The 14,459-nt window shown below is 45.7% G+C and carries 12 protein-coding genes; 2 read left to right on the forward strand and 10 right to left on the reverse strand.

Annotation, left to right across the window (positions count from 1 at the left end; genetic code table 11):
• Positions 1 to 295 precede the first annotated feature (295 nt).
• The 5 genes from ACFPYJ_RS10345 to ACFPYJ_RS10365 form a co-directional block, all read right to left on the reverse strand.
• Positions 296 to 631, reverse strand: coding sequence for a DMT family transporter (locus ACFPYJ_RS10345; protein ID WP_379188081.1), 336 nt, complete (start codon positions 629 to 631; stop codon positions 296 to 298).
• Between the two features lie 37 nt (positions 632 to 668).
• Positions 669 to 995, reverse strand: a complete 327-nt coding sequence (locus tag ACFPYJ_RS10350; RefSeq protein ID WP_379188053.1) for a DMT family transporter — start codon at positions 993 to 995, stop codon at positions 669 to 671.
• Positions 996 to 1,008: 13 nt separating this feature from the next.
• Entirely contained in the window at positions 1,009 to 1,542 is a 534-nt protein-coding gene (locus tag ACFPYJ_RS10355) for a TetR/AcrR family transcriptional regulator (RefSeq protein WP_379188054.1), read from the reverse strand.
• A gap of 315 nt (positions 1,543 to 1,857) precedes the next feature.
• Positions 1,858 to 6,006: a carbohydrate-binding protein gene (locus ACFPYJ_RS10360; protein ID WP_379188055.1), complete on the reverse strand. Its 4,149-nt coding sequence runs from the start codon at positions 6,004 to 6,006 to the stop codon at positions 1,858 to 1,860.
• Between the two features lie 555 nt (positions 6,007 to 6,561).
• Complete coding sequence (locus tag ACFPYJ_RS10365; protein WP_379188056.1) at positions 6,562 to 6,732, reverse strand: hypothetical protein; 171 nt, start codon at positions 6,730 to 6,732, stop codon at positions 6,562 to 6,564.
• A 173-nt stretch (positions 6,733 to 6,905) separates the two neighbouring features.
• On the opposite strand from ACFPYJ_RS10365, the gene ACFPYJ_RS10370 reads away from it, so the two are divergent.
• Positions 6,906 to 7,340, forward strand: a complete 435-nt coding sequence (locus ACFPYJ_RS10370; RefSeq protein ID WP_379188057.1) for an SRPBCC family protein — start codon at positions 6,906 to 6,908, stop codon at positions 7,338 to 7,340.
• A 220-nt stretch (positions 7,341 to 7,560) separates the two neighbouring features.
• On the opposite strand, the gene ACFPYJ_RS10375 is transcribed toward ACFPYJ_RS10370, so the two are convergent.
• Positions 7,561 to 7,755 carry a hypothetical protein gene (locus ACFPYJ_RS10375; protein WP_379188058.1) on the reverse strand — a complete coding sequence of 65 codons (195 nt, stop codon included), beginning with the start codon at positions 7,753 to 7,755 and terminating at the stop codon, positions 7,561 to 7,563.
• A 254-nt stretch (positions 7,756 to 8,009) separates the two neighbouring features.
• Between ACFPYJ_RS10375 and ACFPYJ_RS10380 the strand changes: the two genes are divergently transcribed.
• On the forward strand, positions 8,010 to 8,225 hold the full coding sequence (locus ACFPYJ_RS10380; protein ID WP_379188059.1) for a small, acid-soluble spore protein, alpha/beta type: 216 nt from the start codon (positions 8,010 to 8,012) through the stop codon (positions 8,223 to 8,225).
• Between the two features lie 210 nt (positions 8,226 to 8,435).
• Here the strand turns inward: ACFPYJ_RS10380 and ACFPYJ_RS10385 are convergent, their stop codons facing one another.
• From ACFPYJ_RS10385 to ACFPYJ_RS10400, 4 genes are all read right to left on the reverse strand, one after another.
• Positions 8,436 to 9,464, reverse strand: a complete 1,029-nt coding sequence (locus ACFPYJ_RS10385; RefSeq protein ID WP_379188060.1) for a hypothetical protein — start codon at positions 9,462 to 9,464, stop codon at positions 8,436 to 8,438.
• 157 nt (positions 9,465 to 9,621) lie between these two features.
• Positions 9,622 to 11,016, reverse strand: coding sequence for a PepSY-associated TM helix domain-containing protein (locus ACFPYJ_RS10390; RefSeq protein WP_379188061.1), 1,395 nt, complete (start codon positions 11,014 to 11,016; stop codon positions 9,622 to 9,624).
• 399 nt (positions 11,017 to 11,415) lie between these two features.
• The gene (locus ACFPYJ_RS10395; RefSeq protein WP_379188062.1) at positions 11,416 to 11,994 is read right to left on the reverse strand and encodes a GNAT family N-acetyltransferase; all 579 of its coding nucleotides are present in this window, start codon (positions 11,992 to 11,994) and stop codon (positions 11,416 to 11,418) included.
• A 108-nt stretch (positions 11,995 to 12,102) separates the two neighbouring features.
• On the reverse strand, positions 12,103 to 14,445 hold the full coding sequence (locus tag ACFPYJ_RS10400) for a helix-turn-helix domain-containing protein (protein WP_379188063.1): 2,343 nt from the start codon (positions 14,443 to 14,445) through the stop codon (positions 12,103 to 12,105).
• Positions 14,446 to 14,459 lie beyond the last annotated feature (14 nt).

The following is a 14,459-nucleotide window of genomic DNA, read 5'->3' on the forward strand; positions in this document are numbered from 1 at the left end:
TGTCCCCCCTAATCCATATAACGATAAATTACCTATCAAAAGCCTTATATAAGGCATTGTACATTAATAAATAAGCAATTACAATCATTCATCGTCTTTTATGCGTCATTTATGCATCAATAAAACTAACAAAGACGATAACGCCTTGCCGATGAACGATTGATGAATTGAAAAAAAGGCTGTTTCCATTGGTCAAGTATGACCAGGGAAACAACCCGCTTGTTGATTCGTTTATTTCATTATTGGCTCGACTATCTGATTAATCCCATACCTTTGGGCGCTCGATTCCGGCTGTTTAGATTTGACCTGCTATTGCTTTCCATGGCTTTTTAGAGGAATTTAATAAAACTACACCTCCGATTATTAACACTATTCCTGCAACTGTACTTACGCTAAATGGTTCTTCCCATATCAATATACCAATCAACGCGGTTAAAGCTGTTCCTGCTCCCGACCATAAGGCATAAGCTAAACTTAATGGAATATCTCTAAGGCTTACTGATAAAAAATAAAAGGCGATCCCAAAACCTAAAACCACACCAATAGCAGGAAATAGAATGGTAAAGCCTTCTGATAATTTAAGCATAGATGTACCAAATATCTCACTGATAATTGCTATTCCCAGTGCCATGTATCCTTTCACAATTTAGCCTCCTTTCCTCTACAACTTAATGAGAGTTGCCAGTAAGCTTCATAATTACAACACCACCAATAATTAGAACCAGACCTAAAAATTTCTTGGAACTAAAGGTTTCTTTATATAGAACAACACCCAATAATGCAGTTAAAGCGGTACCTGCTCCCGACCATATGGCGTAGGCAGTACCTAATGGTATAGTCTTTAGAGCTAAAGAAAGGCAATAGAAAGCGACTCCCATTCCAATTAATACTCCTGCAGAAGGGAACAATTTCTTAAAACCATTTGATACCTTAAGCATAGAACTGCCAAATATCTCCGCCAAGATCGCTGTAGCTAATAAAACATATGAGTTCAAGATAGAGTCCTCCTTACTCAGTCAGATCTTTCAAACTTCGGATTACTTTTTCGCGTAAATCATCGTTTAACTTTCCTAAACCAAACATTTCTGAAAGCCACAAACCATCAGCGGCTAACCGAACTAGGGTTGATTTTACGGGATCAATTCCATCGTTTTCTATATTTTTTTGCCAAATCAAATACTCGCTTTGTAGTTTTGCGAGTAAATCTGGGCTTGTAAATAGTGAAGCGATAAGTGCTGTACTCATTTCATTCCCTTCAGTAATATCATTGAAGGTTGCTTCAAGATATGCACGGCTCCACTTGCCATCACTAGTCGTTGCATTAGCCGCCCTATTATTAACGTCTGTAACAAAATTGTCTGTTAACTCTTCGACCAGCCCTCTTATTAAAGCTTGCTTATTCGGGAAGTGGTGGAGCAATCCGCCTTTACTAATTCCAGCTTCTTTAGCAACTGCCTCAAGTGTGAGTTTTTCGACACCATGATTTTTCACAATAAACGAAGCGGCAGATAAGGCATTATTACGTTTAGAATTTCGATTCACATTGATCACCTCTAATTTACTATACCGTCCAGACGGTTTTGTTGTCAATTTGAATTATACATAACTCCCCGCTACCCCAATAGAAAAGAAGAGCTGCTATATAGCTAGCTCCCCCCTGTACGGATGGCTATTAAATACATATCCAATCTCATCAGACTCCCGTTTTATTTGATTCTATCACCATGGGAATATACAGGAACCCGGCGCAACACTGGAACATCATCCGCAAACATGCAGGATAGAACGCGAAAAAGCGGGCCTGAGCCCGCTTTTTCGCATTCATTCTATCGTTATGTCGCGTCCTGCGCTTACTGGCTATTTCTTCAGATTAGCGCTCCATTCTGCAATGAGCGCTTCAACGCTGCGATTCAGTACCGTCTTCGCTTGATCAGTAACCTGGTCCTGTTCCGGCTCCTTGTTCAGCTGCTTCAGCAAGCTCTCCAGATGCTTGACGCCCTGCTTCCAGTCCGGCTTCTTCTTGTCGACGGCATCGGCAGCATGCTCCAGCTCCTTGTCAAGCATCCTCCAGAGCATGTCCTTCAGTTCTCCGGTCGAGCCAAACCGATCAATCAGCTTCCCAATGGCGGGAGCGTTGATTGGAGCGGGGAGAACGGTGAAATTGTCGTAGCTCGTTTCATTCATGAAAGTCCGCATTCCGACCTTCCCGTGTGTAAACGCGCTGCCGCTGCGATCCGTATAGTCGATAACCGGGCTGCTCATATCGTCGACATACACTTGGATATGAGCACCCTTCGCAACGACTTTCACATGCTTCCACTCGCCGGTCTTCACCTCAAGCGGCGCCCCTGTCAAATACGTCCAGCCGTAGTTCAGCTTGCCGAGGTGAATGCCCTGCTTGTTCAAATAAGCGACATACCCCTGCACGAAGTCCGCGCTGTTCTGATCCAGCTCCTTACCGTTAGCCGGGTTGCTTGCCCGGAACAGAATGCCTCCGTCCCCGGAATCGCTAATCAGCTTAATATCGGACTCTACGCTGTAATCCGACCAATTGGCATCCCCGATCGTCGTCTTCGCGAAGCTGCCGACCGCAGCCTGATATTCGCCAGTATGGACGACCTGCGGTACAATCGCATTCTGATGAATCCGTATGCCTTGGAAGTCGAAGTCGCCTTTCACCGTTTCGACCTTGAATGTATGAGCGCCCGCCGGGAGGTAGACGCCTTGCTTCGTAGTTGTCGTCCAATTCTCCCATGTTACCGCATTCGGAATATCGACTTCGCCTGTTAGATCGGTTTCATCGTCGAGCCACAATCGGACCTTCGTGCCGTCAATCGATGTGGCGGTTACGAAATCGACGTTGTACACGCCTGCCTCGGCAATATCCACGTTGAAGGCCAGCCACTCACCGGTCGAATTCCATCCGACATTGTAGCTGCCGCCCGCATTGCGGCGAATGTCGACCGCTTCATTCCGGTACTCCATACCGATATTGTCCGGCGACAGCTCATGGTAGCCGACGCCTTCGCCGCCTTCGCGATAATCGGCAGCCGCGATAAATCCGGGCAGTGCGTGCGGCTTGTCGAATCGGGTGAGCGACAATCTCGTCATGTCGAACTCGCCCTTGACGATTTCGACCTTCAGTTCATGATCGCCCGCCGGCAGTAAGATACCCGATTTCTTTACCGATTTCCACTTGTTCCAGTCGCCCGATACAGATACGTCAAGCGCACCTGTCAAATCGGTTGTGTCATCCAGCCACAGTCTGACTTGAGCACCTTGGAACGTCGTTGCCGCCCACAAATCGAGGTCGTACTGTCCCTCTTCCGCGACGCGGATGTTGTACTTCAGCCATTCGCCAGTTTGATTCCAGCCTACAATCTGATCGCCGGATGCGGCGGAACGAATGTCGACCGCATCGCTGCGGTATTTGTCCCCAATGTTCCCGGGAGTCAGATCGTGATAGCCCGCGCCTTCGCCGCCCGTCTTGTAATGTTCGGCTTCAATAACGCCGGGAACCGGTTTCGGCTGATCCGTCGTCGTCAGCGCAACACTTGCAAAATCGAATTCCCCGCGAACCGTCTCCGCTTTCAGCGTATGCTTGCCCGCAGGCAGCGTAACTCCGGATTTAAGCACCACGTTCCAATTGTTCCAGCCTCCGGTCTTCGGAATGTCTACAATGCCGGTAAGATCGGTCGTATCGTCCAGCCAGAGGCGAATTTGACCGCCGTCAAGCGTAGTAGCCACTTTAAATTCAGCATTATATGTCCCGGCTTCTGCTACGTCGATGTTAAATTTCAGCCATTCTCCCGTCTGGTTCCAGCCGACGTTGTAGCCGCCCCCGACCGGATTCGAGCGGATATCGACCGAATCTCCCCGGTATTGGCCGCCGATGTTTTCGAGCGTATTCTCATGATATCCGACACCCTCGCCGCCGGAGATATAGTGAACGGTACCAATCGTGCCTGGGATCGGGTGATAGGCGTCGTAGGCTTGCTCCTCTTCGCCACTGTCGCCCTTCACGCTCCAGAAGCCTTCAAACCGCTTCCAACCGTCGTCTTTGCCGTCATCGAAGTTATCATAGAGAACCGGAACTTCCACATTGCGTTGGAAAGACAGCTTATCCAGCGAGAGCTTTCCCGATTTGACGGCGACCTTCAGCGTATGTGTACCTGCCGGCAGTTCTACCCCATCCAGCTGGGCTGTTTGCCATCCTGAATCAGGAGCTTCCGTGCCGCTTGCCAGCTCTATCCCGCCCAGTCTGTGCTCCCCATCCAGCAAGAGCTGAACCTTGCTGCCTTTGGCCGCATCCGAGTAAGAAAGATCAATATCGTATTTGCCCGCTTCCGCTACGTTTAGCCGGTATTGCAGCCATTCGCCGTTCTCGAATTCTGTGATATGGGAGGCGCTGTCCCCCGCTGCCGCCGTATCAGCTCCTTCGCCCCGGTAATCGCCGATTGTATCCGGCGTCCGATCGTGAAACCCGACCCCTTCGCCGCCGGACAAATAATGAACAGCCTCAACACGACCTGGAACCGGTTTGGCGGCGTCAAAGCTGCTGCTGCCGTTAACTTCGCTGCTGAAAGCGATATATCCGAAATCCGCCTGCGCATTCTCGGAAACGTAGCCGATGCTGCCGCCGCCCAGCGTCACGCTGCGCGTCTGCTTCAGCATGCTGTCGACGAATATCTTGAACGCCGTCCCCGATTTCTCGATCCGGATGCTGTGCAGCTTCGAATAATCGTAGCCTTCCGGCAGTGCGCTCGTCACCCATCCCTGATCGGCGCCGTTCACCCGGAACTGCGTCTCAAGCATGCTGCTCTCCGGGTTCAACAGCGCCTCGCCAAAATTGTTCTCATCCTTGTAGGAGAATACGGCTCCAAACCGCGGGTTGCCGCTCTCGCTTGGCCCAGCCTGCAACATGTTGAATTCGGCCGTATAGCTGCTCCCGGCTGCCGCTTTGGTCAACTGTTTGTACACTTCACTGCCGGCCGATTGCTGCCGCAGTAGGCCGGAATCGGCGCTCCAGCTTCCTCCGCCCGTATTCGTCCACGCCGAGCCGATTTCCGAGCGATTGAACCGGTCCTCGAAATCCGGCTTCTCCGGATCAGGCTGCTCGGTTGTCGTCGGTCCGAGCACTGACATTTTATCCCCGTTGAATACGATCCGGTCCATCCCCATATGGCGAAGTGGTCCGATAATGCCGGGGCCTTCGAGATTATGGTAGATTATGTAGCGGGCATCCAGGTTCGGGCCTACGACGACCGTGTTATGACCGAGGCCGACGGTTGGATCTTCCGTACTGATCAGAATCGGGTTGTCCTTATCGCGCGCAAATCCGGTAAGCGGGCTTGCGCTGACCGCGTAGTCTACCCGGTAGCCTTTGCTGAATACATGGTTGCCGGTATATGTCATATAATATTTGCCGTTTTGCTTGAACAAGGTGGAGCCTTCCGTCCATCCGCCCATGCTTGCGCCTGTATTGACGCTGTCGCCGATCGTCGTCGGGGTTGGCATCGGAGCCGCGAGAATTCCCCCGCCGTTCGCGTGATAGAAATACCATTTGCCGTCATCGTCGATGAAGACGTTGCCATCGATCGAATTGCCCAAATTGCCAGTCTGTACTGTGAACAGACCCGTCGGGCTCTCGCTGCGCAGCACGTAATGGCCATGGCCGGCAGGTGATGTATACATGTAGAAATATCCGTTCCAATAAACGACCTCAGGAGCATAGGCCCCCTTTGTGATCGGATCGGTTGCGCACAACCCTTCATACTTCCAGTTTACAAGGTTGGGCGAACTCCACACCTTGACCCCGATATCGGTATCTCTCGTGCTCACATACAAATAATAAGTACCGTTAAACTTCATCACATACGGGTCACCCAGTCCGTACTGTCCCCACTCGTCCGGCAGCGATGTCGGATTCTTATAAGCGTAGGCCGCGTGAGGAGCAAACAGTAGCAGCACGCACAGCATTGCTGCTAAACCGCGTTTAAACATCATTCCAATCACCTCATCAAATGGATTAAAACGTTTACACAAATCATACGGCTTCGGCTGATATGACAGCGCTTCCAACAGCGCTATCGACTATGCTCTGCCTTTGTTCCAGCACCTCATTTCCTTTCAATTCATACAATACAACGAGATTATATCGGCCTTTTGCGTCCAATGTCAACACTTTATTACATTTATTATGTATCATTTAACGAAAACTGTGCCATATACATTTTTATTACACTTTTATTGTAACAATAAATGCTTCCGATTAATGATAGCCATGACGGTTGCATGATGAAGCAAACGGACACTGAATACGTTATCCGCGCAAATAACTCCGCTTTAGTCCGGGTGCCGGACCATGAAGCTACCGCTAACCAGGCAACTAAAAAAGAGGAGCCGCGCTTAGCAAGCTCCTCCACTGTCGTGATTCGTTAGTTCAATAAACTTTCGTCTTCGTTTTTCTATAAAAAAGCTAAAGATAAATTAGTTCATCAACGATACTTTCGATAAATAGTTCGCTATCTGAAGGAATAATCATTATTTTGTCATGCAATCTCAAAACACCCAAGCCCCACTACCTGGTTGACTTATGATTCCATATACTTGGCCGCTTTTAAAGGTGTAACTAAACGCATTAACCTCATCCCGCATAGCATCGATATTAAAAATGAACGGATCGCAGCGAACAGAAATGTTCTCAAGTGTGAGTTCTCTTAAATTATTCATGGTTATTCGATCTCCTCAACTATGTGAACTACAATCTATGCGAATAAGGCAGCCATGTTCATACCGCAGCCTATTCTGGGTGTTTTAATGATCGATGCAACTTTCGTGTCCCTTTCGTTAATGGTATAATTATCCATGGATCTAAAATTTATAAATTGAGGTGGGAAATTAAAATGGAGACAGGTAATAATGTAACAATAACGGTAGAAACCACAGTTCATACACCGGTTGGAGAAGTGTGGAATTATTGGACGGAGCCACAGCATATAACAAAATGGTGTTATGCTTCTGATGACTGGCATGCGCCAAATGCCGAAAATGATTTAAGGGTTGGCGGGAGATTTGTTACAAGAATGGAAGCTAAGGATGGCAGCTTTGGATTTGATTTTGGTGGTGTTTATGATGAAGTGAGAATAAACGAGTTTATTTCTTACACTATTGGAGATGGAAGAAAAGTTTCGATTACTTTTATTAGTCAAGAAAACGACACTAAGGTAATTGAAACTTTTGAAGCAGAAACCACCAATCCCATTGAAATGCAAAAAGCAGGCTTTCAGGCGATTCTAGATAATTTTAAAAAATATAGTGAAATTCCTAAAGAAGATTAGGATGAAATGAATCGGACATGCAGCTTTAATCATAGTTGAAAACATTAATTTAAACCTTCCTTTCGGAAGGTTTTTTTATGATAACCAAATTAAGTTTAGAGACTAAACGCGTGGAGCCGCAATTAAAACACAGTTTTGCGTTAAACTGCCTTTTAGCTTAGCGAAGGCAGCCGGATCCACTTAGCCCCTGCCTTCAAATGCGGTGGATCCTTACCGACGACTATGTTTTCTTATCAATCGCTCGCTGATAAATATCCAAATATTTATTCACATTCAATCCATCGAAGCCCTTCACGTATTGCTCCCAGTCCTTATCGAGATCCTTGCTGCCGGTAATGAACTGCGCCATATTCATTTGAACGTAATCCTTGATCGCCAATGTCAGTAGGGCAGCCATGTCGGCATCTTTGGACATGTTGATCGGTCCGAGTCACGGTCGTGGCCGGTATTCTGCTCAACTGGAACGACTGAATCGCAATGATATGAACCCTGAGGTCAGACAGCAGATGGTCCGCCGCCGAATAAATGGATTGGCGTGCACGAAGTAACAGCTTTCCTTGAACAGCATACATCTCAATTAATTTGTACATTGATTCATGCCTTGGTAAATATATGTATAAATGTTTTATTCAATCCACATACTACCATAAAATACCGGAGGTGTAGCCAGTGGCGAGAAGCAGTAAAAATCAACTTGTAGTACCCGAGTCGCGATGGGCGCTGGAACAAATTAAATTTGAAATTGCGCAAGAGTTCGGCATTCAATTACCAGCAGACGGATATTACGGTCACTTATCAACGCGCGATATGGGTACGATCGGTGGTAATATTACACGTCGATTAATACGAATAGCGGAAGAACAGTTAGGCGGCAGCCGTCTGTAAAATGCATTTTGAATTTCGAACGCACGTTACCGTATTGTTAACCCACGCTTAGATCCGCGAGACCGCCGTGTTCGTGTCGATGGTGAATGGTTCCGCTTATATGATGTTATAAACGCTGCTTAAACCGCATGGGATCCGTTCCATTGCGGTTTTTTCATTTTCCGCACGAAGGGATGAAAAGTGTTCCGTTCGTTCAAGCAACGACTGGAGTTAAAGCTGAAATTGATCCACTTTATTAAGATTTCCATAGATCCAACAACTAACATCCAAGTAACCTTTTATATCATTCGCAATCGCTTCTCGAACAGTCTCATCATCAAACTCCAACAAGCCGCTCATATATTCGTGCAAATAATAGAAAAAACTCAAATAACAATAAAATGCCAGCCGATCCTGATTTACTTTATAATGAAGCCCCTCTGATTCCAATATTTCATTGAGCAAATCAATTTGCTTCTCATCATGAAGATAAGGCCATACATCCCGCTCCATCGGAGCAAGTATCAGATGATCCCAATCGATAATGGTGAATTGTTCGCCGTGAATAATAACGTTCCCTCCGACATCGCCGCTTGTGATGTGAAAATGGGTCAAATCGTTTTTGTTCTTACTAGCAAATTGCATCAATCGGTCGGCATAATGTTCGATTAACTTGCTATTCCCTCCCAACAAGCTCAAAGCTTCTATTACAGAAGGAGATGCTGCAGCTTTAAGCTTGGCAAGATTGGTGTAATACTCATCCATGTAGCTGGTGTTGAAATTTTCCACTTTGATTTGAACATTTTGAACTGGAATTTTGTAGATGAGCGCCAATTTATGAAACAAATCCGATAACTGATAATCCTCTGTATGCTCACCTTCGACATAATGAAATAAGCCCAGCACACCATCGTTAAAAATACTGTACAATTGTTCATCTATGGTCTTTATAATCTTACTAATAAAGTCAATCCCATTCTGATTCATATATTCCACTATTGCAAAGCTGTTCATATATCTTGTCTTGTGTGGACCAAAATAAACGAGCTTGACAAAATAAGTGTCACATTCCGTATCGATCTTCCATGTTTCCCCGTGGTATCCCCGCTTTGCTGCGGCGATATGACGTATTCCCAAACCATATTTTGCTTCAATAAACAGTTTTAACTGACTAATATAGGCTTTATCACGATACTTTTCAACAAAAATAACACAACACTCCCTGCCTACTGAAGTAAATACACTTCCATTATTTATCAAAAGTCCGTACACCGCAACGATTTGATGACTGTTACCTTAATTCCGAAAAAAAGCCTATCAACGATTGACAGGCGTAATGATTCCAATGACCTTACTTCAAAACTGCATATTTCGACTTTTCATTCCAAAGCCTCCATCCTTCTTATTCAAGGGATGCTTAATTCATCCAAACTTTCACCTTCGGCATTTGACGAAGGATGAAGCAATCGATAATCAAAGCAGCTAGGAACGTAATGCCAACTAACGGCAGCAAAATAGCTAGGATAATAACAATGATGGCTACGCCTTTCTGTAATCGGTAATTGGTTGGTTTATTCGGGGCGCCAACTCTACTCTGTCCCTTAGGTCTGCGACGCCACCACATCACAGCTCCTAATACGGCAGTTCCAGCTAAAGATATGCAAGCTAGTAGACATAATAACAGGTTCGCGGTTCCAAAAAAATGACCTTCATGAAGGGCAATTCCAATTTCTATAGCTTTAGCCGATGGCCCATAATCGGCATAACGTAAATTAGTAAGGACTTTACCGCTATATTGATCAATATGAAGGGTAGCCTCATCCTTAGGAGCTTTTGGCCACACAGAGACCGTATAAACACCCTTCTCGTCACTTGGAATCGCGATGCTATATCCAGGGTGAACTTTTTCTTTCTCCGCGGTTTGAATAATATTCTCAACGGGTAGGGTAGGTGCACCATTTGAATTCGATTTGGGGACGGGTAAATGCTCCGCAGCCCAAGGCACATCCATGATGTCCTTTGTTGTAGGCTCGGATGGTGGAGCATTCCACATGAAATCAGGATAACCCGTTTGTGAGGCTGTAGCCGCTCGATTAATATAATCTCCCGTTATGCCCGACCAAGGAAGTCCGCTGATAACGAGCACTAAAAGCACAATCGACATCCAAAACAGCGGCACCGCATGCAGATCACGAATAAGTATTTTCTTCCCTTGGCGAAGTCGTGGCAACCAGGTACCGAATACTTTATCTCTTCCTCTAGGCCACCATAAGTATAAACCTGTTATAAGAAGAACGATTGCCCAGCAAGCAGACACTTCCACGATTTTATCACCAATTGATTTGTCACCGACCAATAAGCTTCCATGAAGGTCTCTTATTAACTCCATAATTGTCTTCGATTTGTCTAAATCGCCAACAATTGAACCATCATATGGATTTACATAAACACTTAGACTTCCTGAAGTACCTTCGATCCCTACCTCCGCTGTTTGATCGGCTTTGAACGAAGGTGTATAACTTACTACACTAGCTCCCGAATATTGTTTCTTCACTGCTTCGATTTGCCAAGATGGATCCATCTTCTCTGTTTGTTTGGCTTCAATATGGAACAGATGGTGATATCTCATATCATCAATCTGATCCTTGAATAAATAAATACCGCCTGTCACTGCTAACAAAATTAGAAATGGCATGAAGATCATTCCTGCATAGAAATGCCACCTCCAAATTGTAGCGAACAGTCCGTGTTTGGGCTGAGCCTCGTGTTTGATGACTAAGGATGGTTGACTCTCTAATGTAGCTTCTGGCATAATACTCCTCCTAAATGAAAAACATGCAATTGAACAATTAAAAGCATACGTGATCTCTCCCCTCCTGTAATCACTCTTTAGGGCTATAGGAGCTAAAAAATTTGTTCTCACCTTTGCTCCTGTAGAACTTCCAGTCGGCATTACCATGGGCGTTCTAGGGGCTCCTTTCTTTCGGAAGAAAACAAGATAAAACATAAAAAGCACACAAAAAAGCTGGTGTCAAAGGATGACATCAGCTTTTGTTTACAGCCTATGACTCCTTAGAGTCATATTGCACAGCGTTCCAATTATCCGCTACTCTGCATAGCCCTTATGAGTCATGGAAACTCTCTGAAGGGTTTGTTAATATGATACACATCTTGAATAATGTTTGGAGGTCCATGGTTGTCGATAATATGGTTAAGACCTGTTGTTCAATAGACCTTGTAATATTGGAAGAGCTTGTTCATAATCATTTTGATAATTAGCGAATGTCTCTTTTTCCTCCATGTTGAATCCAGTTTTCAAATATAAAGCAATTGCTATGTAACTCCATGTTTGTGTATGTAAATAGACATCCTTATCACCTTCGAGATGGAGTAGATTTCGAATACATTCAGAAACTAGAGCCTTTCCGATTCCCAGGCCTTGATATTCCTTCGATACTGCAAACCAATGAATCGATAAATCACGTCTCTCCCCAGTCAGGTTCCACCAGCCAGTTATTGTCCCAACCGGCTCACCTTCTTTGTTTAGTACAAATAACAACCGATCCTTTAGTTCATTAGAATATGGCAAATACTCCTTTTTAAAGTAAGTGAGACTTTCCTCATTATTTTCAAATTCACCAACTGATGCTTCGATCGCAGCCCACTTTACCTCCATTCCCGAAGTATACCGCTCAAATGAGTAGCCATCTGGCAATTCAAATTGGGGTAAAGCAGTACCCTTTGGCCGTTTCATGATGACATTATAATAAGGGATTGATTTATCCAGCATATAACGTTCCTCTCTTTCTCTCCTAATAACATGATTGAGTAATCCTGCCTGTTAGCTGAACGACGGGCAGCAGCGCCAGGATCTTGCATTGAAAGATCGTTCTCCAATTCAAGTTATCACTTCCGGACTTGTTTTGTACTGCTGCTCCCTGAACTGTCCTGGCGTAACTCCCTCAGCCTTGCGAAAGTGACGGATAAAATTAGTCGTCGTCGCATACTTCAACCGTTCCCCGATTTCACCTATTTTCATCTCTGTCTCTATTAGCCATTTTTTGGCCACGCCTAACCGATAGGTCGACAAATATTCACTGAATGTCATCCCTGACTCCAAACGGAACACTCTGCTGACATAATTCGGGTTGTAATTGATCGCTTCCGCGCATGATTCCAGGGACAAATCCGTATTATACCCTTCATGGATGAGCCGCATCACTTCGCGGGAAATGTGTTGAAATTGCTTCTCTTTCTGTTGTTCGAGTTTTTCCATAGCCGGCCGCATCACTTGCTGCCGCAGCCAATGTCCGATTTCTTTAATCGAACTCAGCTTCAAAAGTTGATCGAATAACGGCTGCTCGGTATAAATCGCCGATACGGACAAGCCTGCATCCTGGACCACTCGAATGATTTCCGTCACAAGCCGCATCAGGAGCATTTGTACTTCGAGGGGGGATAGCCCTGCTTCAGTTACGAAACCAAGCAGCAGCTCAAGCTGTTCGTATGCGGTTTCCGATTCTCCCGATTTGATCGCATCGAACAAGCCGCTTTCCAATAACGGCGGGATTTGCCGGGGCGCAATCGATCCTGGGTATAGATCTTCAATAAACATAATTGACTGCTTCCCGAGGGACATTCTGTATTTTAATGTATCCAGACTCTGCCTATATGCGATACTCGTTTCGATCAACTGCCCGTAAAATCTGCTCACGCCTATGCTCACTTGCAAATGCAAATACCGGTTAACCGCATGCTGAATCATTTCCGCCCAAGTGTACATATCGTTCTTAAACGCAGCTGTATCGCTTTCTTCGCACCCTGCTATGATAATGAGAGTCTGATCCATAAGCAAAGGGGTTATCCGCCGCTCAATGGGAATTAACTCGCTGACGATGTTGCAGATGGCAAACGACAGAAGATCCCGGTCCCGTTCCTCATACTTGCTTCCTTCGAACGAATCAATTTGAACGGCGGCTGCACAATATATATTCCATCGCGCCGTTTCGGGAAATAAAGCCTGTTTGTTCAAGATTTCGCTTTCCTTGATTTCCCCGAGACAGAGCCTGAGTATAAAAAAATGTTTCAATTGTCCTAGTTGGTTGTCGATTTGGGCGCTCATTAAATCCTGGGATTTCATAATCGAGACAAATCGGTCACCAATCCGCTGCAGTTCATCCTGCCCTTTAGAATCGCCTGGCTCCGGCTGTGTATTCCCTACAACAACATGATGCAGCTTGCGAATCGGAGAATACATTTGCCGTGAACCCAGAAGGGCCGCAGCCATGATTATGAATAACACAACAGCGCATGTGCCGAATGTTACCCATTTAATAAAATCCGACTCTCGTGTTATTGCATCAATGGAAATGATAGACACATACACAAATCCGTAATAATCGGATTTCCTGTAGCTGACAATAGCGCGATTGTCAGCGATTGTTGCCTCAAAAACTCCCTCCCTGCCCGATAAAGATTTCAATTGATCCATCCAGGACTTCGACTGAATAGCCTGCATCATCCCTTCACTCTCTTGATAAGCAAGCATCTCATAGCTGTCGTTTAACATCATGACATCGCCGAGCTTGCTGCTTTTCAAAAGCAGTTTCTCCAGCTCGCCTTGCGATATTTTTGCTACGATTGTCCCGCTTCCGAAACCGATTTTTTTGACAAGACTAATGCCGCCGTTGTACGTTGAACTGGCGTTTTCGCCGCTTTCATTACCCGCTTGCACACGATCCGGAATGATGTAAACATCATGAATCCATTCCGATTGTTTTTTTCCAGACGTATACATCCTTACCTGTTCCCGATCTCCGATTCCCAGCTGGTCAAAGGAATAAATGCCGTCGTTGCGTATCAGCCACTGGTTCGCCGATTGAATCAAATAAACATCGTGAACGCCGAGTTCGAAGGTTTGCAGGTGATGCATCTCGGACACAAGCTGCCCGAACCATTGAATCGTTTGGAAACTTCGATTCTCAAGCATTGCGCTCATGGCTGTATTCGTATTGGGGGAGCTGATGAATTGGGTCACTGCGGTGTCCACTGTTTTCAGGGTTTGTTCCACTCTTTGTTCGGTCTGCAGCAAAATTTGCCTGTTGCCCTGAACGGCCATCTCTTGAATTTTACTTGCTGCATTGAAGTAAGAGAATGTGCCGACGGCAATGACCGGGAACGTACCCAGCAAAATGCTGAACAAGATCAATTTAATTAAGAAGCTTTGACCGACCCGCTTCATGCTGCCACCCCCAC

The organism is Paenibacillus solisilvae, assembly GCF_042656405.1.
Taxonomy (GTDB): domain Bacteria; phylum Bacillota; class Bacilli; order Paenibacillales; family Paenibacillaceae; genus Paenibacillus_Z; species Paenibacillus_Z solisilvae.

Coding starts and splice junctions, on each gene's coding strand:
- ACFPYJ_RS10375 (WP_379188058.1), bottom strand. CDS start 7,755: ATGTCCAAAGATGCCGACATGGCTGCCCTACTGACATTGGCGATCAAG.
- ACFPYJ_RS10365 (WP_379188056.1), bottom strand. CDS start 6,732: ATGAATAATTTAAGAGAACTCACACTTGAGAACATTTCTGTTCGCTGC.
- ACFPYJ_RS10345 (WP_379188081.1), bottom strand. CDS start 631: ATGGCACTGGGAATAGCAATTATCAGTGAGATATTTGGTACATCTATG.
- ACFPYJ_RS10360 (WP_379188055.1), bottom strand. CDS start 6,006: ATGATGTTTAAACGCGGTTTAGCAGCAATGCTGTGCGTGCTGCTACTG.
- ACFPYJ_RS10395 (WP_379188062.1), bottom strand. CDS start 11,994: ATGCTGGATAAATCAATCCCTTATTATAATGTCATCATGAAACGGCCA.
- ACFPYJ_RS10400 (WP_379188063.1), bottom strand. CDS start 14,445: ATGAAGCGGGTCGGTCAAAGCTTCTTAATTAAATTGATCTTGTTCAGC.
- ACFPYJ_RS10370 (WP_379188057.1), top strand. CDS start 6,906: ATGGAGACAGGTAATAATGTAACAATAACGGTAGAAACCACAGTTCAT.
- ACFPYJ_RS10390 (WP_379188061.1), bottom strand. CDS start 11,016: ATGCCAGAAGCTACATTAGAGAGTCAACCATCCTTAGTCATCAAACAC.